Genomic DNA, 18,361 nt, shown 5'->3' on the forward strand with positions numbered 1-18,361 from the left:
TGTGATACCAGTTGCAATATGCAACTGTTCGACCTGATCCTCGCCGTCAAGATCGTGGTCACCGCGCTCGGCGTGGTCGTGCCGATCCTCGTCCTGCCGCCGCGCATCAGCGCACCGCTGCTGGATCTCGCGCCGCCCCAGATGCGCTAGATGCGGCTCTATGCGCTGGCGCTGGCGGCGCTGCTGGTAGGCTATGCCTCCGCCTTCTCGTGGTGGCGCGGGCCGGAGTTCCCGCAAGGGATCGCGATCATGGGCCTCGTCTCAAACGGCGGAGCGGCGCTGCTGCTGCTGGTGGATGGCCATGTCCGGCTCGCCCGGTTCGGCGCGCCCTTCTTCGGTGCCATCGCACTCGCGCTTGCCGCCAGCCTCGCCGCGCCCGAGTGGGCGATGCAGCCGCTCTGATGCGGCGTCAGGCCACCACGCCCGCCGCCTGCCATTCGGCGATCGCTTCGATCGGATAAACCAGCATGATGACGTTGAAGGTCAAATTGTCGCGCACGACATAGCCCGCCACCAGCTCTCCGATGATCGCCAGCGCCACCGTCACCTTCACCGGAAGGCGCAGCGCCAGCCAGAAGCCGAAGCTCATCCACATCAGGTCAGCGCCCGAATTGAGCACGGAGTCGCCGGTGTAGCCGAAATTGGCCGTGACTGAGCGGAAGCGATTGATCACCATGGGGGTGTTTTCCAGCACCTCCCACGCGCCCTCCAGCAGCACGGCAAGCGGCAGGCCCCAGCGGAACGCGTCAGCCCCGCCCCAGCCGCGCTTCACGAACATCCACCACCCGAAGGCGTAGAAGATCATGCCGTGGATGATGTGGCTTGGCGTGTACCAATCGGTGATGTGCTGGCTGTTGCCCGCATCGTTGATCTGCCCGTGCCACAGCTTGATGTAGCCGCACTCGCAGATCGGCGTGCGGCCCATCGCGAGCAGGATGACGATGGTGACCGCCGCAATGGCGAGCGAGACGATGACCGTGCGGCGGTTCGGGATGAGCGCGCCCATCAGTCCTTGGGTCCGCTCACTCGATCACCCGCCCGCGCACCATTACGAAGTCGACCTCTTCCAGCACGGTCACATCCGTGAGCGGGTTGCCATCGACCGCGATGATATCCGCCGAATAGCCGGGCGCGAGCTTGCCGATCTGGTTGTCCATCCCCAGCACCTTCGCCGCGACGGTGGTGGCGCTGGCGAGCACTTCGCGGTCGGTCATGCCCTGCTTCTTCATCAGGCCCAGTTCCTCGCCATTGCGGCCGTGCTGATACACGCCCGCGTCGGTGCCGAAGGCCACGGTGACACCGTATTGGCGGGCGCGGCTGACCAGCGAGGCCATCAGCGGCTGCACGGCGCGGATCTTGTCCTCGACCACGGGGGTATAGACGCCCTTGCCCAGCCCTTCGCTGACGCCTTCCAGCGCCATAAGCGTGGGGACGAGCACGGTGCCATTGGCCTTCATCGCGCGTGCCGCAGCTTCATCGAGATAGGTGCCGTGCTCGATCGAATCGATCCCGGCCTCGGCCGCCTGCTGGATGCCGCGTGCGCCGTGGGCATGGGCCATGACCTTGAGGCCAAGGCTGTGCGCGGTGTCGGCAATCGCCTTCATTTCGGCGGGGGTGAAGTGCGCTTCGAGGCCCCGGCCCTGCTGGCTGAGGACGCCGCCGGTTGCGGTGATCTTGATCACATCCGCGCCGTTCTGGCTGGCGAGCCGCACCTTGGCGGCGCATTCGACCGCGCCGGTGCACGTGAAGCCGGAATCGAGCAACTCGTTCACATCCGAACGGAAGCCGTTGACGTCGCCATGCCCGCCGATGATCGACAGCGCCGGGCCAGCGGCGACGATGCGCGGCCCCGGCACCAGCCCTTCCGCCGTGCCGCGCCGCAGCGAGAAGGCGGTATCGCGCCCGCTGCCCGCTTCGCGCACCGTAGTGAAGCCTGCCAGCGCGGTGAGGCGCGCGTTCTTGGCACCCACGACCACGCCCCATTCGTCAGGCTCGGTCGCTTCCTTCCAGAAATCACCGCCGGGATCGCCGGTCAGGTGGGTGTGGAGGTCAATCAGGCCGGGCAGCACGGTCTTGGTCTTGAGGTCGATCTCGCGGTCGGCGGTCACGGCACCGTGGCCCGCGGTGATCGACACGATCCTGCCATCAGTGACGAGAATGGTCGCAGCCCCGGTCGGCTCGGCAGCGGCATCGGTGATGACCGCACCAGCGCGGATCGCGACGGTCTCGGCCGCGAGCGGCGCTGCCATCAGCGTGCCCGCCAGCGTCAGCCCCGCCAGCAAACGGTTGCGGAATGCCTGCATGATTGTCTCTCCCCTTGCCGCATATGTCCCGCCCGGTTGATGGCCCGCCCGCGCCGCCAAGGCAAGCGCAGCGGTGAAAATCGCGGCGGATCAGACTATTCGCTTGGGCGTGAGCACGCGGGCCTCTATGCGGGGAACCAGCACTTTTTGCGTTGAGAGGCCTGTTCCATGATCCGACTTTCCGCGTTGCGCCGGCCTGGCCTGATGCTGGCGATGCTACTGGCTGCACCGGCTGCGATGGCGCAGAACAGCGCCCCGCCTGCGCCTGCGCCCGCGCCAGCGCCTGCACCTGCGAAAATCGCCAATCCCCAACCCGGCCACCCGGCCTATGCTGATCTGATCGACGCAATCGACAGCACGGTGAACCGCGAGGTGCTGCTCGACAAAGGGCTGGAAGCGGTCAAGCGCGAGATGCTCGCCAACGCCGATCTGGGAGCGGCTGAGCAGGCCAGTCCGGGCCTGATCGACGAAATTCTGGCCGGGATGCGCCCGGTGCTCAACAGCCAGAACTTGCGCGTCACGGCGCTCTACCGCCCGAAGATGATCGCGGCGATGGCGAGCTACCTCACCCCGGAAGAGGCGCGCAGCGTGTCCGTGTTCTACCGCTCCGACATCGGCCGCCGATTGATGGGCAACGTGGTGGCGAATTTCGACATGGAGCAGACGCTGTCGAGCGCCGTTGCGGAAAAGGACATCACCGAGGCGGATGTGCGCGCGGACATCAACAGTGCGGTGTCCCAAGGGATCAGCCAGATGGACGCTGCCGATCTGGCCGAGATGGGCAGGCAGGCGCTCACCAATCCGGCGCTGCTGAAGCTCCAGAACGTCAATCCGCAGATCCAGCGGCTGCGCGCGCAGATGGAGAACGAGCCGCTCACCCCCGCCGAGGATGCCGAGATTGCCCGGGTGGTCGAGGCGACCTTTGCCAAGCGCTTCCCGCAATAACGGCAGGGACCCCGCGGGGGACGGGCCTCAGAATGTGTAGGCCATGCCCAGCCCGACGATGAACTGGTTGGCATCGCCGCGCTGCGCCGTGAAGGGCGTGTCGGCGCTGTCCCCCACCAGCCGCGACATGCCGCCCAGCCCGGTGATTGCCCAGCCGCCGCTCAGTGGCTTGCCGTCGAGGTCATAGGTCAGGATCGCGACGGTGCCGATCCGGTTCAACCCGCCATCCGCGCGGAACTGCGGCAGGCCGGTGGCCAGCGCCTGCGCGGGGCTGACGGTGAAGTAGTAATCGGCAAAGCTGTCATCGACGAACTCGGCGCTCGCCTGCACCTGCAAGGCGAAGCTGCGCCCCACCGGCGCGCGGTAGGTGATCTGCGGTTCGACGATCATGCCGTCATGCGCGCCCAGCACGTCCCAGCGCGCCTGCACGCCGAAGCTCAGCTGGTCGAAGTTCTTGAACACATTGGGCAAGGCCACCTCGACATTGCCGCCCACTTCGAGCGCCGCGTCCAGCTTGCCTGCGCGCGCGACCACGTCATCCTTGATGCGGTTGTTGCGATCATTGCGGAAGCTGATCGTCGGCCCAAAGGCGATCCGTGCGCCCTTGCGCGGGCCGGCGGCGGGCTTGGGCGAATTGACATCGAACACGAGGCCCGCGCCATTGGGGCTGATTCCCACGCCACCAACGCGACCCACGATCAGCGGCAGCGGGAAGGCGATGTAATCATCGGAACCCGCATAGCTGGGCACCATCCCCACGCCGAGGCCGATGGTCGCCCAGGTCTCGTCAAACACCGGCTTGCTGTAGGCGGACGGCGGCGCACCGGCAGGCGAGGTCGGTTGGGCGGTCTGGACGGAGACAGCGGCAGGCTCGACCTCCGCTTCAACTGCGGCGACGACTGCCTCTTCGCCAGCCTCCGCTTCGGCGGCGAGGGACGGTGCGGCGGCAAAGACGGCGCAGAAAGCGGCCACAGAAGCGGCAGGCCCGAAGGGGCCGAAAGCGGTGCGAAGTGCCATGAGGGTGCGATCCTTATAGGTGTGATTCGAAAGCACATTTTTTTCGCATCCTATAAATTTTGTGTGACGTTGCAACATCCTATGTGCGCTGCAACATTGCCGTTCGCCTCGCCCTAGCCTAGGGCACTGAGGCATGGTCGATTCACCGCAAGCTTCAGGCACTCAGGGGGCCGATTCCCATGACGTGATCATCGTCGGGGGCGGGCTCGCGGGTGGGCTGATCGCGCTGGCCCTGCACCGCCATGCACCCGATTGCCGCTTCCTCGTGATCGAGGCCGGACACAGCTTCGGCGGGCACCACCGCTGGAGCTGGTTCGAGACCGACATTCGCCCCAAGGCGCGCGCACTGATGGCGGGTTTCGATCTGAATGGCTGGGACGAAGGCTATGACATCACCTTCCCCACCCTTGGCCGCAGCCTGCCGACAGCCTACCGCTCGCTCGCCAGCGCCGAGTTTCATGCCAAGCTGGTCGCCGAACTCCCGGCAGAGCGCGTGATGCTGGACACCAGGGCCGCTACGCTCGACGCCAGCGGCGTGACGCTGACGGATGGCACGCGGCTGCCGGCCAAGCGCGTGATCGATTGCCGTCCCTTCAAGCCCTCAAAGGCGCTGTCGGGCGGCTGGCAGGTGTTTCTTGGCCAGCAGTTCTGCTGCGAGACGCCGCACGGCCTCACCCGCCCTGTGATCATGGATGCGAGCGTCGATCAGCTCGCCCCGCACGGCAACGGCGCGGCCTATCGTTTCGTCTATGTCCTCCCGCTCTCCCCCACCGATGTCTTCATCGAGGACACCTATTATGCCGATCAGCCCAAGATGGACGCTGCCGTGCTGAAAGGCCGGGTGGCCGACTATGCCCACCGGCACGGGTGGAAGGGCGAAGTCGTCGATCAGGAGGCGGGTATCCTGCCGGTGATTTCGGGCGGCGATCTCAATGCAGCCCTCGCCGAAGTCGCGATCCCCGGCGTCGCCCTGGCGGGCGCGCGCGGCGGCTTTTCGCATCCGCTCACCAGCTACACCTTGCCGTTTGCGGTCGAAAATGCGCTCGCGATCGCGCACCTCATCGCCAGCCGTCCGACGCTGACGGGCGCGGAGCTCGCCGATTTCTGCAAGCGCCGGTCCAAGCGTCACTGGCGCACCACCGCCTATTACCGGATGCTCAGCCGGATGCTGTTCGAAGCGGCCGACCCGGACAAGCGCGTGGTGGTGTTCGAACATTTCTACGCCCTGCAAGGCAAGCTGGTCGAGCGTTTCTACGCCGGTCGTTCCACTTGGCCTGACCGGCTTCGCATCCTGACGGGCAAGCCGCCCGTAGCTATCCCGCGCGCCATTCGCGCACTGTTTTCCTCAGGCAAGCCTCTCAACATGGAGACCCCGGCATGAACGCCGATGTGAAGATCAACATCCCCGGCGCGAAGGGGGTGAACCCCGCTCTGGCCGAACGCTATGCGGGCAAGACTGCCTGCGTGATCGGCGCGGGCTTTGGCGGCATGGCGCTCGCCCTCCGCCTGCAATCGGCGGGCATCGCCACCACCGTGATCGAGAGCCGCGACAAGCCCGGCGGGCGCGCCTATTTCTGGGAGCGTGAGGGCTTCACCTTCGACGCCGGCCCCACCGTCATCACCGATCCCGATTGCCTCAAGGAACTGTGGGGCCTCACCGGCCACGACATCGCCGATGATGTCGAGCTGATGAAGGTCATGCCCTTCTACCGCCTCAACTGGCCCGACGGCACGAATTTCGACTATTCGAACGACGAAGAACAGCTCAACGCCGAGATCGCCAAGCTCAATCCCGCCGACGTCGCGGGCTATGCGCGCTTCCTCGAATATTCCGAGCGGGTCTACAAGGAAGGCTACCTGAAGCTCGGCACCGTGCCGTTCCTCGATTTCAAATCGATGCTGAAGGCCGCGCCCGCGCTGATCAAGGAACAGGCGTGGCGGTCGGTTTATTCGATGGTGTCGAGCTACGTCCAGAACGAGAAGCTGCGCGAGGCGCTCTCGTTCCACACGCTGCTGGTCGGCGGCAACCCGATGAACACCTCGTCGATCTACGCCCTTATCCACAAGCTGGAGAAGGACGGCGGCGTGTGGTGGGCGCGCGGCGGCACCAACCGGCTGATCGCCGGGATGGTGCGCCACTTCGAGCGCCTCGGTGGCACGATGATCGTCGGCGATCCGGTGGTGCAGGTGCACACGCTGGGTACCAAGGCGAGCGAAGTCGAGACCAAGAGCGGCTTCCGCCAGCGCTTCGATGCGGTCGCTTCCAATGCGGACATCATGCATTCCTACAAGGATCTGCTGTCCGGTTCGGAGCGGGGCAAGCAGATGGCCAAGAGCCTCAATCGCAAGAGCTATTCGCCCAGCCTCTTCGTGGTGCATTTCGGGCTCGAGGGCACCTGGCCCGGCATCCCGCATCACATGATCCTGTTCGCCAAGCGCTACAAAGGCCTGCTCGACGACATCTACAAGAACGGCGTGGTGCCCGAAGATTTCGCGATCTACCTCCACCACCCGACCGTGACCGACCCGAGCATGGCGCCTGCGGGCAAGAGCACCTTCTACGCGCTCGTGCCGGTGAGCCACATGGGCAAGATGCCGCTCGACTGGGACGAGGTCGGGCCAAAGCTGGAAAAAATGATCCTCGACGAGCTGGAGCGGCGGTTGATCCCGGACATCCATTCGCGGATCGTCACCAAGTTCAGCTATGCGCCCAAGGACTTCAAGCAGGACTTGAACGCCCACATGGGCAGCGCCTTCAGCCTTGAACCGGTGCTGTGGCAGAGCGCCTGGCTGCGCGGCCACAACCGCGATGACGTGATCGACAACTACTACCTCGTCGGCGCAGGCACCCATCCGGGCGCAGGCATTCCGGGCGTGGTCGGCAGCGCCAAGGCGACCGCCGGGCTGATGCTGGAGGACCTGGCGAAGGTGGGCGCGTGAGGGTCCTCCCCGGAACGGGGAGGGGGACCATGCGCAGCATGGTGGAGGGGCACCCCGCGTGATTTCCGGCCCGCGCGACACGGTGAAACGTGCGCGCAAGCTGCGCAGCGAGATGTCGATGCCCGAAACGATCCTCTGGCGGGAATTGCGCAAGCGGCCTGGGGGTCACAAGTTCAGACGGCAGCACCCGGCAGGCGTGTTCGTGCTTGATTTCTACTGCGCCAAGGCGCGGCTCGGTATCGAGGTGGATGGCTGGGTTCACGACAATCCGGCGCGCGCAGAGAGGGATCAGAGCCGGTCCCACTTTTTGCGCTCTCAGGGGATTGCGACAACGCGTATCCCGGCACAAAGGGTGCTCGAAGACTTGGAAGCGGTCGTTAGGCGGATTGTCGTGATTTGTGACGAACGGATTGAGAAACTGATGGTGCCCCTCCCCCATCCTGCGGATGGTCCCCCTCCCCGTTCCGGGGAGGATCGCGCGTGAAACGCCTCGCAGTCTATTGCGGCTCGGCCTCGCCCGAAGACCCGCGTTATCTCCAGCTCGCCTATGATGTCGGCGCAGAACTCGCCGCGCGCGGCATTGGCCTCGTTTATGGCGGGGGCAAGCTCGGCCTCATGGGCGCAGTGGCCAAGGGGGCGAAGGAGAACGGCGGCCATGTCATCGGCATCATCCCCGAAGCGCTGGTCAAGGCCGAGGTCGCCAATCATGATTGCGACGAACTCGTCACCGTCAGCGGGATGCACGAGCGCAAGCAGCGCTTTACCGACCTCTCTGACGGCTTCGTCACCATCCCCGGCGGGGTCGGCACGATGGACGAATTGTGGGAAGCGATCAGCTGGTCGCAGCTGGGCTATCACACCAAACCCGTCGGCCTGCTCAACGCTTTCGGCTTCTACGATCACCTGCTCGCCTTCAACGCCAAGATGGCCGAAGTCGGCTTCGTCCGGCCCGCGCATCAGAACATCCTGATCGCGGCGACCTCGATCCACGAACTGCTCGCCAAGATGGAAGCCTATCAGCCGCACACCCCGATCTTCCGCATGAAGGCCGAGGAGCTGTAAGCCTCGCCATGTCGGTCGATGCCGCCACCCGCGCCGCGCTGGTCGAGCACGCCCGGCTGTCGATCAAGCGCGGCTCGCAGAGCTTTTCCGCGGCCGCGCGCCTGTTCGACCGCGAGACGCGTGAGCGGGCGTGGCTGCTTTATGCCTGGTGCCGCCGGGCCGACGACATTGCCGACAATCAGGAGATGGGCGGCGAACTGGGCGACCAGACCGACCTCGCCGACCGCCTCGCCCTGATCCGCCGTCTGACCGCGCTGGCCTTCGCAGGCCAGCCGACCGGCGACCCGGCCTTCGATGCGTTGGGCGTGGTCGCCGCCGAAGTCGGCCTCACCCCGCAGATGGCCGAGGACGTAATTGCGGGCTTCCAATTGGACGCCGAGGACTGGCGCCCGCGCACCGAGGCCGACATGCTGCGCTATTGCTATCACGTGGCGGGCGCGGTGGGCGTGATGATGGCGGTGGTGATGGGGGTCTCGGCGCAGGATCAGGAGACGCTCGACCGGGCGAACGACCTCGGCCTCGCCTTCCAGCTCTCCAACATCGCGCGCGACATCGTCGAGGATGACGCAGCGGGGCGGTGTTACCTGCCCATCGAGTGGCTGGTCGAACAGGATATCGAGCCCGGCCAGCACACAAAGCCGCACCACCGCAAGGAACTGGCCGCCATGGCCGCAAGGCTGGTGGCGCTGGTGGAAAAGCACGAGGCGGCGGCGCGCGTGGGGGCGGCGAAGCTCCCCTTCCGCAGCCGCTGGGCGGTGCTCTCCGCCGCGCGCATCTATGGCGCGATCGGCCGCAAGGTGAGGAAGCGCGGGGCCGAGGCATGGAACTCGCGCACCTATGTGCCAAGGGGCGAGAAGGCACTCTACGGTGTGCGCGCATTCCTTTCGGCGGTGCTCAACCGCGAGAAGATGCCCGAGGGCGGGATCCATTGGGGGATTGCGGATTATCGGCCGCGCTGACCCAGATCCGTTCGCCTCGAGCGAAGTCGAGAGGCCTTGCACGGGTGTCTCGACTGCGCTCGACACGAACGGAGGTGGGGGCTAATCCCACCCCCATGAAAGCCATTCCCGCACTCGCCGCCCTCCTCGCCGCCGCGCCGCTCGCCGCGCAGGAGCCGACCCCCGAACAGGCCGAAGCGATCGCCGCTGCCGACGCCTTCTTCGCCGCCTTGCGCAGCGAGGATGGCACCGCGCTCGCTGGCCAGATGCTCCCCGAGGGCATGATCTTCATCCATAGCCGAATGACGCCCGATCTCCCGCGCGTCGATGCCGTGCCGGTCGCCGATCACCTCGCGCGCTGGGCCAAGGGCACGCGCAAGGTCGACGAGGTGATGCGCTACGATACCGTCCTGGTCGATGGCGACATGGCCTTGGTGTGGGGCCCCTATCGCTTCATCGCCGAGGGCAAGACCACGCATTGCGGGATCAATTCGCTGAGCCTGGTCAAGACCGAGGGGGGCGCGTGGAAGGTCGCCAACGCCAGCTTCACGATGGAGCTGCCCGAACGCTGCGCCGCGCTCGGCGCGCCGGAGGCACCCGCGCCATGATCCGCAAACTCCTGATCGCCAATCGCGGCGAGATCGCCTGCCGGATCATGCGCACCGCCCGGGCAATGGGGATCGCGACGGTTGCGGTCTATTCCGATGCCGATGCCAAGGCGCTGCATGTCCGCTCCGCCGACGAGGCGGTGCATATCGGCCCCTCGCCCGCGGCCGAGAGCTATCTAGTGGGCGCGAAGATCATCGCCGCCGCCAAGCAGACCGGGGCGGACGCGATCCATCCCGGCTACGGCTTCCTCTCGGAGAACGCCGACTTCGCGCAGGCCGTGATCGACGCGGGCCTGATCTGGGTCGGCCCCAAGCCCGCGAGCATCCGCGCGATGGGGTTGAAGGACGCGGCCAAGCAATTGATGCGCGCGGCGGGTGTGCCGGTGACGCCGGGCTATGACGGGTCGGACCAGTCGGTCGAGCGGCTGACGCAGGAGGCCGAGGCCATCGGCTACCCCGTCCTCATCAAGGCCGTCGCAGGCGGCGGCGGCAAGGGGATGCGCAAGGTCGATGTCCCCGCCGATTTCGCCGCTGCGCTCGAAAGCTGCCGCCGTGAGGCCAAGGCGTCATTTGGCAATGATGAGGTGCTGCTGGAGAAGTGGATCACCTCGCCCCGCCATATCGAGGTGCAGGTGTTCGGCGATGCCCACGGCAACGTCGTCCATCTGTTCGAGCGCGACTGCTCGCTCCAGCGCCGCCACCAAAAGGTGATCGAGGAAGCCCCCGCCCCCGGCATGGACGCGGCCACCCGCGAGGCCATCTGCGCCGCCGCCGTGCGCGCGGCGAAAGCGGTCGATTACGAGGGCGCAGGCACGATCGAATTCATCGCCGATGCCTCGGAAGGCCTGCGCGCCGACCGCATCTTCTTCATGGAGATGAACACCCGCCTTCAGGTGGAACACCCCGTCACCGAGGAAATCACCGGGGTCGATCTGGTCGAATGGCAGCTGCGCGTCGCGAGCGGGGAGGCGTTGCCGAAGCGGCAGGATGAGCTGTCGATCAACGGTCATGCGATCGAAGCGCGGCTCTATGCAGAAGACCCGGCGAAGGGGTTTCTGCCGAGTACGGGGCGGTTGGAGCACCTTATCCTGCCTGAACCGCCTAGTACCAAAGTTCGGGTTGAAACCGGCGTTGTCGAGGGCTCCGAGATAAGCGCCTTCTATGACCCCATGATAGCCAAGCTTGTCGTCCAGGCGGAGAACCGCGAACAGGCTATCGCCGACCTCGCCGAGGTCTGCGCAGGCGTCGAAATCTGGCCCGTGCGGAGCAACGCTGGATTTCTGAAGCGCGCTTTGGATCAAGCCGACTTTGTCGCTGGGAAAGTGACCACCAGCTTCATCGGGGAACACGAAACTGCGCTTCTTGACACCTCGGCCCTTCGGCATTCGCTGAAGGCTGATGCAGCCGTTGCTCTCATCACTCGCGAACTTTCAGGCATTGGCGGCAGCTATGGCACCTTAAGGAACGAACTGAAGTTTCCGCAAGACAGCGTCTGGCAGACTGCAATCGGTTTGCGTTTGAATAGAGACCCTAAGACAGCTGTAGCTTTTTCGTTCGATGGCGAGCCTACCGAGGTTGTGGAGCAATCGCGCGATTGGCTCGACCGCTATGTCTCCTGCGAACAGACCGAAGGCGGGATCGTCGTCTTCGATGATGGCGAGGCGATGCTAGTTCGCACCCGCCACGATGGCACCGGCCAAGCCTCCGCCGCCGATGGCGCGATCATCGCGCCGATGCCGGGCAAGGTCATCGCGGTCGATGTTGCCGAGGGGCAGGCGGTCACCGCCGGGCAGCGGCTCATGGTGCTCGAGGCGATGAAGATGGAGCACGCCCTCAGCGCGCCTTTCGACGGGGTGGTCGAGGGGCTCAGCGTGAGCGCGAGCGGGCAGGTGCAGGTCGAGGCGGTGCTGTGCAGGGTGGTGCCTGCTTCGGAAAAATCCGTCACCCCAGCGAAAGCTGGGGCCTAGGGCGGCAAGCACTGCACTATGAGGCCCTGGGTCCCAGCTTGCGCTGGGATGACGAAAGGGGGATTTCGCGCTCCATCTCCGTCACCCTGAACTTGTTTCAGGGTCCATTTCGCCCCAAACACCTTGGCTCGAAGCCGAGGGATGGATGCTGGAAGCGAAGCTGTGCTTGCACAACCGAGTTCAGCATGACGGGAGTGGGCGTTGAGCTGGCAAAAGGAACTCGAAGAACTGCGCCGCCGAGAAGCACTCGCGGAGCAGATGGGCGGCACGGACAAGGTTGCGCGGCAGCTCGGGCGCGGGAAGATGGACGCCCGCGCGCGGCTGGCGGCGCTGTGCGACGAGGGCTCCTTCCGCGAGATCGGCAAGATTGCGGGCTCGGCCAAGTATGACGCGAACGGCGACCTTCAAAGCGTCACCCCCGCCCCCTTCCTCTTCGGCAAGGCGCTGATCAATGGCCGGCCGGTTGTGGCCACCGCCGACGACTTCACCATTCGCGGCGGCGCGGCGGATGCGGGGATCGCGCGCAAGATGGTGCAGGCCGAGATGATGGCGCACCAGCTCAAGCTCCCGATCATCCGCATGATCGACGGGACGGGCGGCGGCGGCTCCGTAAAAACGCTCGAACAGATCGGCGCGACCTACATCCCCGCCGTGCCCGGCTGGGGCGATGTGGTGACCAATCTCGACACCGTGCCGGTGGTGGCGCTGGCGCTGGGGCCGACGGCGGGCCTCGGCGCGGCGCGGACCGTGGCGAGCCACTATTCGATCATGGTGAAGGGCCTCTCGCAGATTTTCGCCGCTGGCCCTGCGGTGGTCGACGGGCTGGGGGACGCCTACAAGGGCGGCGCGGCCAATCACGAGGAGGCCAAGGAAGCCCTCGGCGGCAGCGCGATCCACACCCGCAACGGCGTGGTGGATGACGAGGTGGCAAGCGAGGCCGAGGCCTTCGCCCGCGCGCGGCATTTCCTCTCGTTCATGCCCGAATATGTCGGTCAGCCTGCGCGCCGCGTGGAAACCGGCGACCCTGCCGACCGGCGCGAGGAAGCGCTGCTCTCGCTGGTGCCGCGTGAGGAGAAACAGGTCTATTCGATGCGCCGCTGCCTCGAGATGGTGTTCGATCACGGCACCGTGTTCGAGATCGGCAGGCATTGGGGCCGCGCCGCGATCACCGCCTTGGCGCGGCTGGATGGCTGGCCGGTCTTCGTCATCGCCTCCGACCCAAGCTATCTCGGCGGATCGTGGGAGGCCAAGACGTCCGAGAAGGTGGAGCGCTTCGTGCGCCTTGCCGACCAGTTCCGGCTGCCGATCGTCCACTTGGTCGACAACCCCGGCTTCATGATCGGGCGCGAGGCGGAGATGGCGGGGACGATCCGTTATGGCGTCAACGCGATGAACGCGATCTACCGCGCGACGGTGCCGCTCGCGAGCGTCGTCCTGCGCCGCGCCTATGGCATCGCGGGCAGCGCGATGAGCAATGCCGACCGCTACCAGTACCGCTATTGCTGGCCGTCGGGCGACTGGGGCTCGCTCCCCATCGCGGGCGGGCTGGAGGTCGCCTACAAGTCGGAGCTGGAAGCCGCCGACGACCCCGAGGCGCTGCTCGAGGACATCCGCGCAAGGCTGGCGAAAGTCACCTCGCCCTTCCGCAGCGCCGAGCGCTTCAACGTCGAGGACATCATCGACCCGCGCGACACGCGCCCGTTGCTGTGCGAATTCGCCGGGCTGGCGTGGAGAAGGCTGGGGGCGGAATAATCCTCCCCTTCAGGGGAGGGGGACCACCCACAGGGTGGTGGAGGGGCACGCTCGGGCGGCTCAAGAGGGTGAGGGGTTCGGAACAACGGCACCTGCCCCTCCACCATGCTGCGCATGGTCCCCCTCCCCCAAGGGGGAGGATCAGCCCCCCAGCTCCGCGTCACTCGGCCCGAACAGCTTGCCCTTCTCGCTCAGCAGCACCAGTACCAGACAGGCCAAACCACTCGCCAGCAGTGCCAGCGCCAGTGGCCGCGCCGTGCCGTCAAAGGCGTAACCAATCGCCCCGCCCAGCAGCGAGGCCATGGTCATGCGCACAAATCCGTGGGCCGAACTCGCCGCGCCCGCGATGGCGAAGAAGGGGTTCATCGCAATCGCGCCGAAATTGCTGCCGATGAAGCCGAGCAGCGCCATGTTGATCGCCATCAGCGGCACGAACTGCCAGAGGCTCTCGTCCGGCTGAAAGGCGAACATCACCTGCGCGGCGCTGACCGCAATGAAGGCGAACAGCGCGGTGTGGCTCACGCGGCGGGCACCGAACCGCTCGACAATGCGCGAGTTCGACCAGCTCGCAAGCGCCATTGACCCGGCGCAGATCGCGAAGATCAGCGGGAAGATATCACCCGCCCCGAAGGTCTCGGTGATCAGCTGCTGCGAGGAATTGATGAAGCCGAACAGCGCGCCGAACACCAGCGCCGAGCCGATGACATAGCCAAAGGTACTCGGCAGGGCGAGCGCGCGGCCCATGTTCGCGCCGATGGTGCGCAGGTGGATGGGCTGGCGGTTTTCGTCGGTCAGGCTTTCCGGCAGGCGAATATAGACCCACGCGCCCATCACCACGCCCAGCACCGCCATCGCGCCGAAGATCGCACGCCAGCTGCCGAGTTGCAGCATGCCCTCGCCAATGGTCGGCGCGATCGCGGGGACCATCAGGAAGATCACGAAGATCATGCTCATCATGCGCGCCATCTTGTCCCCGCCCACACGGTCACGGATGATCGCGGGAGGGAGCGCGACGATGCCGGCGGCAAAGAAGCCCTGCGCCGCGCGCACCGCGATCAACGCATCATAGCTTGGCGCCAGGGCGGAGAAGATCGAGAGCACGATATAGACCGCGACGGCGCCCAGCAGGATCGGTCGCCGCCCGAAGCGGTCAGCCAGCGCGCCCGGCACCAGCGAGCCCAGCCCGCCCGCGAGCAGATACACGCCAATCACGAATTGCCGGTCATTGCCCGCAACCGAAAGATCGGCCGCCAGCGCATCGAGCGCGGGCAGAATCGCGTCGATCCCGAAGGCATTCAAGGCCATCAGCATCGCCATCATCCACAACAGCTCGGTCTCTCCGAGCGCCTTGCGCAGGGGCGTTGAGGGAGCAATTGCGGTGGCCATGGCGGGGCCTTTGCCGAGGGGTTCGCCCGAAGACCACTGTTCTTTTCGCATGTGCACAAAATGACCTGTAAGGTGAATTGTTCCAGCAACAGTTCCTTCCCCGGCCCCAAGGTTCTATTTGCGAAGGGATGGCCGACCCGCTGCCCTTGCCCGCCGACGCCGAGACCGCGCCCGGTCTCAGGAAGATCATCCATGTCGACATGGATGCCTTCTTCGCGAGCGTCGAACAGCGCGATGATTCGTCGCTGAAGGGCAAGCCGGTCGCGGTGGGCGGGGCGGGCGGGCGCGGGGTTGTGGCCGCCGCCAGCTACGAAGCGCGCCAGTTCGGGGTGCGCAGCGCCATGCCCTCGGTCACGGCGCAAAGGCTGTGCCCCGATCTTATCTTCGTGCGCCCGCGGTTTGATGCCTACAAGGAAGCCAGCCGCCAGATCCGCAGGGTGTTCGAGCATTACACCCCGATCATCGAACCACTCAGCCTCGACGAGGCCTATCTCGATGTCACCGACGACCGCCTCGGCATTGGCAGCGCCACCCGCATCGCGACGCTGATCCGCCAGGAAATCCGCGCCAAGACCCGGCTGACCGCGAGTGCGGGGGTGAGCTACAACAAGTTCCTCGCCAAGCTCGCGAGCGATCAGAACAAGCCTGACGGGATGTGCGTGATCCGCCCGGGCGAAGGGGCGCAATTTGTCGCGGGCCTGCCGATCCGGCGGTTCCACGGGGTCGGGCCCAAGGCCGAGGAGCGAATGCAGAAGCTCGGCATTCTGACCGGTGCGGACCTTGCGGCCAAGGACATCGCCTTCCTGCGCCAGCACTTCGGCAGCATGGCCGATTACCTGTTCCGCGCGGCCCGTGGCATCGACCTGCGCCCCGTTGCGGCGCACCGGGTGCGCAAATCGGTCGGCGGGGAGCGCACGTTCTCGGAAGATATCGGCAGCGGCGGTGCCTTGCGCGATACACTCGAGACGATCATCGACATCGTGTGGGAACGGATCGAGGCGGCGGGCGCGAAGGGCCGCACGGTGACGCTCAAGCTGAAATTCACCGATTTCCAGATCATGACCCGCGCAACCTCGCTCCCCGATTTCGTCAGCGGCAAGGCCGAATTCGGCAGGATCGCCCGCGCGCTGCTCGAAGCGGAATTGCCCCTGCGCGGTCCGATCCGGCTGATGGGGCTGACGCTCTCGGGGCTGGAGGGGGCTGGAGATGCGCAACCGGCGCGTGACACAGCGCAGTTGCAGCTCCTATAGTCGATGGCGCAACCGGTCGGAGAACCACAGGAATGAATGCAGGATTGTCTGCCATTACAGCCCTGGCATTGCTGGCGGCGCCGGTCGCAGCCGATACACCCCGTGCCACCGCGTCAGACAGCACGCCGGAGATCGAGCAGGCATCCTACTGCGCGGCGGTCCAGACCGTTCTGGCTGCGCTTCTGAGCGCGTCTTCGAAGCCCAACCCCGCGCTTCAGGAACAGCTCAAGAGATCCTCTATGCGCTGGCTGAAACACGCCAACGCCGCCGTCGACCAGAGCACACCGAAGGGCAGGGTGCTGGTTCTGGACCGCTATTCCTACCATTCGGATGCGCTCTACAAGGAGCGTTTGACCGGCACGATGGAACCGGCAGCCGTGCGTGAAGCGATGACCAATGATCTCACCGGCTGCGAGAAGGCCGAGCGGGAAGTCTTCGGCAACAGCTACAAGGACCTTTAACCGACCCCTCGCCCGCGCCACACCGCGATGCGTCGCCGGGTGCTCTGGCCCAGCGGTTCGGGCAGCGAATGCGAGGGGAAGAACCGCGCCTCTTTTACTTCGCGCCCGTCCGGCGTGGGCCGCTGATCGCACACCGCGGCGAAGACATGGGCGGTGTGGGGCGAGCCGGACAGCACCTCTTCCAGCGTGCCCACCGGTTCGATCCGTGCCAGTTCCACGCCCAGTTCCTCCCGCACCTCACGCCGCGCCGCCGCCTCGGGGTCTTCGCCGGGGGTGAGCCCGCCGCCGGGCAGACTCCACACGTCGGGGCCATAGGAATGTTTCAGGAGCAGCACATCGCCGGTGAGGTTGGTGATGACGACGCTCACCCCCGCAATCGGCGTCTTGCGCCAGCGCCGCCAGCGATGCCGCACCCCATGCGCCAGCGGCATGAGCGCGCGGTGGAGCACGGCGGGAACCAAGCGTTGCATCACGTGAAGACAGTCACCGGAATGCCCTGCGTCCGGGCGGTGCGCAGCAGGCGGGCGACGGGCAGGTCGGTCTCGTCCGCCAGCGCCGCATCGAACACCGCGCGCTTGTCTGCCGCGCCGCCGAGCGCGAACACCAGCGCATCGGTGTTCATCAGCGCCGGGATCGTCAGCGTGATGCGGTCAAACGGCGCGTGGGCCGGGAGCGGATCGGGCGTGAGGCGGCGGACCGTCAACGGATCATCAATCCGGGGGTCGGTGTTCGGGAACAGCGAGGCGATGTGCCCATCCGGCCCCATGCCCAGCCATGTCAACGCGAAGTGCGGCGGCACGGCATCTTCGTGCAACGGGACAATCCGCGCGCCCGCAGGCTCCAGCAGCGCGCGCATCTTGCCGGTGTTGGACGCCTCGTGATCCTCGGGCACGATCCGGTCGTCATTGGGCCAGATGTCCCACCCGCGCCAGTCGATGCCGCCCTGTTCGATCAGGGCAGCGAGGATGGGAAAGGGGGTCCAACCACCCGGCAGCGTGATCGCGCCGCTCCCGCCAAGGCGTGACGCCAGCCAGCCAGCAATCGCGGCTTGATCCGCGCCTTCGATAATCGTCACCTCATGCATGGCGACGTCAATAGCAAACGGGCCGCCCCCGGCAATGGGGACGGCCCGCTTGTGAATAGCTATTGCGGCTGCGATCAGGCGAGGATCGAACGCAGGAACCACGCGCGCTGTTCGGCCATGTCGGTCCAGTCGTCGAGCAGCCCGTCGGTGGCGTTGTCACCCGATTCTTCGGCCAGATCCTTCATGCCCTTGAGCCGCTTGATCACGCTTTCGTTGTCGGCGAGCAGTTCGGCGACCATGTCTTCGGCCGACAGCTTGGTGCTGTCCTGATCCTTGATCTGCGTGTGCTTGCCCATCGTTCCGATCGAGGTGAGCGTATCGGCGTCCAGCTTGCGCACGCGCTCGGCAATCAGATCGATCTGGTCGCGCACTTCGAGCGCCTGCGTGTCGAACAACAGGTGCAGGTCGTGGAAGCGCGGGCCTTTGACATGCCAGTGGAAATTCTTGGTCTTGATAAACAAGGCAAAGTGGTCAGCGAGCAATCCGTTGAGTTCATCGACCAAAGCTGCTTTCGAATTGGCTTTCTTGTCGGCCATGATGTTCTCCATTATTCTGTTTCGTGCGATCTAGCGATGTCGCCTATATGGTGACTATATGAACGCACGAACATAGATTGGGTTTCGGGAAAATGTATTCGCAGTGATCGCA

General features: G+C 65.8%; 20 protein-coding genes. 13 read left to right on the top strand and 7 right to left on the bottom strand.

Going from position 1 to position 18,361, the window contains the following annotated elements; translation table 11 throughout:
* Positions 1 to 18 precede the first annotated feature (18 nt).
* Both ACLBKT_RS10935 and ACLBKT_RS10940 read left to right on the top strand, forming a co-directional pair.
* Positions 19 to 150, top strand: a complete 132-nt coding sequence (locus ACLBKT_RS10935; protein WP_410182946.1) for a hypothetical protein — start codon at positions 19 to 21, stop codon at positions 148 to 150.
* Positions 151 to 402 (top strand): hypothetical protein, encoded by a 252-nt coding sequence (locus ACLBKT_RS10940; RefSeq protein WP_410182947.1) that lies wholly within the window; start codon positions 151 to 153, stop codon positions 400 to 402.
* Positions 403 to 409: 7 nt separating this feature from the next.
* Here the strand turns inward: ACLBKT_RS10940 and ACLBKT_RS10945 are convergent, their stop codons facing one another.
* Positions 410 to 1,006 (bottom strand): DUF2585 family protein, encoded by a 597-nt coding sequence (locus ACLBKT_RS10945; RefSeq protein WP_410182948.1) that lies wholly within the window; start codon positions 1,004 to 1,006, stop codon positions 410 to 412.
* A gap of 16 nt (positions 1,007 to 1,022) precedes the next feature.
* Positions 1,023 to 2,303: an amidohydrolase family protein gene (locus tag ACLBKT_RS10950; protein WP_410182949.1), complete on the bottom strand. Its 1,281-nt coding sequence runs from the start codon at positions 2,301 to 2,303 to the stop codon at positions 1,023 to 1,025.
* A 168-nt stretch (positions 2,304 to 2,471) separates the two neighbouring features.
* Between ACLBKT_RS10950 and ACLBKT_RS10955 the strand changes: the two genes are divergently transcribed.
* Positions 2,472 to 3,248, top strand: a complete 777-nt coding sequence (locus ACLBKT_RS10955; RefSeq protein ID WP_410182950.1) for a hypothetical protein — start codon at positions 2,472 to 2,474, stop codon at positions 3,246 to 3,248.
* A 27-nt stretch (positions 3,249 to 3,275) separates the two neighbouring features.
* On the opposite strand, the gene ACLBKT_RS10960 is transcribed toward ACLBKT_RS10955, so the two are convergent.
* The gene (locus ACLBKT_RS10960) at positions 3,276 to 4,265 is read right to left on the bottom strand and encodes a MipA/OmpV family protein (RefSeq protein ID WP_410182951.1); all 990 of its coding nucleotides are present in this window, start codon (positions 4,263 to 4,265) and stop codon (positions 3,276 to 3,278) included.
* A 133-nt stretch (positions 4,266 to 4,398) separates the two neighbouring features.
* On the opposite strand from ACLBKT_RS10960, the gene crtY reads away from it, so the two are divergent.
* From crtY to ACLBKT_RS11000, 8 genes are all read left to right on the top strand, one after another.
* Entirely contained in the window at positions 4,399 to 5,646 is a 1,248-nt protein-coding gene (gene crtY, locus ACLBKT_RS10965) for a lycopene beta-cyclase CrtY (protein ID WP_410182952.1), read from the top strand.
* Positions 5,643 to 7,205, top strand: coding sequence for a phytoene desaturase (locus ACLBKT_RS10970; RefSeq protein ID WP_410182953.1), 1,563 nt, complete (start codon positions 5,643 to 5,645; stop codon positions 7,203 to 7,205). Before crtY ends, ACLBKT_RS10970 begins: the two co-directional genes overlap by 4 nt.
* 58 nt (positions 7,206 to 7,263) lie before the next feature.
* Positions 7,264 to 7,689, top strand: coding sequence for an endonuclease domain-containing protein (locus ACLBKT_RS10975; RefSeq protein WP_410182954.1), 426 nt, complete (start codon positions 7,264 to 7,266; stop codon positions 7,687 to 7,689).
* The gene (locus tag ACLBKT_RS10980) at positions 7,686 to 8,267 is read left to right on the top strand and encodes a TIGR00730 family Rossman fold protein (protein ID WP_410182955.1); all 582 of its coding nucleotides are present in this window, start codon (positions 7,686 to 7,688) and stop codon (positions 8,265 to 8,267) included. The genes ACLBKT_RS10975 and ACLBKT_RS10980 overlap by 4 nt, the downstream gene beginning before the upstream one ends.
* An 8-nt stretch (positions 8,268 to 8,275) precedes the next feature.
* Positions 8,276 to 9,226, top strand: a complete 951-nt coding sequence (locus tag ACLBKT_RS10985) for a phytoene/squalene synthase family protein (RefSeq protein ID WP_410182956.1) — start codon at positions 8,276 to 8,278, stop codon at positions 9,224 to 9,226.
* Between the two features lie 95 nt (positions 9,227 to 9,321).
* Positions 9,322 to 9,813 (top strand): hypothetical protein, encoded by a 492-nt coding sequence (locus tag ACLBKT_RS10990; protein WP_410182957.1) that lies wholly within the window; start codon positions 9,322 to 9,324, stop codon positions 9,811 to 9,813.
* Positions 9,810 to 11,780, top strand: a complete 1,971-nt coding sequence (locus tag ACLBKT_RS10995; protein ID WP_410182958.1) for an acetyl/propionyl/methylcrotonyl-CoA carboxylase subunit alpha — start codon at positions 9,810 to 9,812, stop codon at positions 11,778 to 11,780. The genes ACLBKT_RS10990 and ACLBKT_RS10995 overlap by 4 nt, the downstream gene beginning before the upstream one ends.
* A 201-nt stretch (positions 11,781 to 11,981) precedes the next feature.
* A complete protein-coding gene (locus tag ACLBKT_RS11000; RefSeq protein WP_410182959.1) occupies positions 11,982 to 13,532 on the top strand; it encodes an acyl-CoA carboxylase subunit beta in 1,551 nt (516 codons plus the stop codon).
* Positions 13,533 to 13,673: 141 nt separating this feature from the next.
* Here the strand turns inward: ACLBKT_RS11000 and ACLBKT_RS11005 are convergent, their stop codons facing one another.
* Entirely contained in the window at positions 13,674 to 14,918 is a 1,245-nt protein-coding gene (locus ACLBKT_RS11005) for a multidrug effflux MFS transporter (RefSeq protein WP_410182960.1), read from the bottom strand.
* A gap of 128 nt (positions 14,919 to 15,046) precedes the next feature.
* Here ACLBKT_RS11005 and dinB point away from each other — a divergent pair, with 128 nt between their 5' ends.
* Positions 15,047 to 16,168, top strand: coding sequence for a DNA polymerase IV (gene dinB, locus ACLBKT_RS11010; RefSeq protein WP_410182961.1), 1,122 nt, complete (start codon positions 15,047 to 15,049; stop codon positions 16,166 to 16,168).
* Positions 16,169 to 16,200: 32 nt separating this feature from the next.
* Positions 16,201 to 16,629 carry a hypothetical protein gene (locus tag ACLBKT_RS11015; protein ID WP_410182962.1) on the top strand — a complete coding sequence of 143 codons (429 nt, stop codon included), beginning with the start codon at positions 16,201 to 16,203 and terminating at the stop codon, positions 16,627 to 16,629.
* Here ACLBKT_RS11015 and ACLBKT_RS11020 read toward each other — a convergent pair.
* From ACLBKT_RS11020 to ACLBKT_RS11030, 3 genes are all read right to left on the bottom strand, one after another.
* A complete protein-coding gene (locus ACLBKT_RS11020; protein WP_410182963.1) occupies positions 16,626 to 17,099 on the bottom strand; it encodes an NUDIX hydrolase in 474 nt (157 codons plus the stop codon). The two genes, ACLBKT_RS11015 and ACLBKT_RS11020, sit on opposite strands and share 4 nt — an antisense overlap.
* A complete protein-coding gene (locus ACLBKT_RS11025) occupies positions 17,099 to 17,713 on the bottom strand; it encodes a 6-phosphogluconolactonase (protein WP_410182964.1) in 615 nt (204 codons plus the stop codon). Before ACLBKT_RS11025 ends, ACLBKT_RS11020 begins: the two co-directional genes overlap by 1 nt.
* A 74-nt stretch (positions 17,714 to 17,787) precedes the next feature.
* Positions 17,788 to 18,249, bottom strand: coding sequence for a Dps family protein (locus ACLBKT_RS11030; RefSeq protein ID WP_410182965.1), 462 nt, complete (start codon positions 18,247 to 18,249; stop codon positions 17,788 to 17,790).
* Positions 18,250 to 18,361: the final 112 nt, after the last annotated feature.

It is taken from the genome of Erythrobacter sp. W302b (assembly GCF_046452395.1).
GTDB lineage: Bacteria > Pseudomonadota > Alphaproteobacteria > Sphingomonadales > Sphingomonadaceae > Erythrobacter.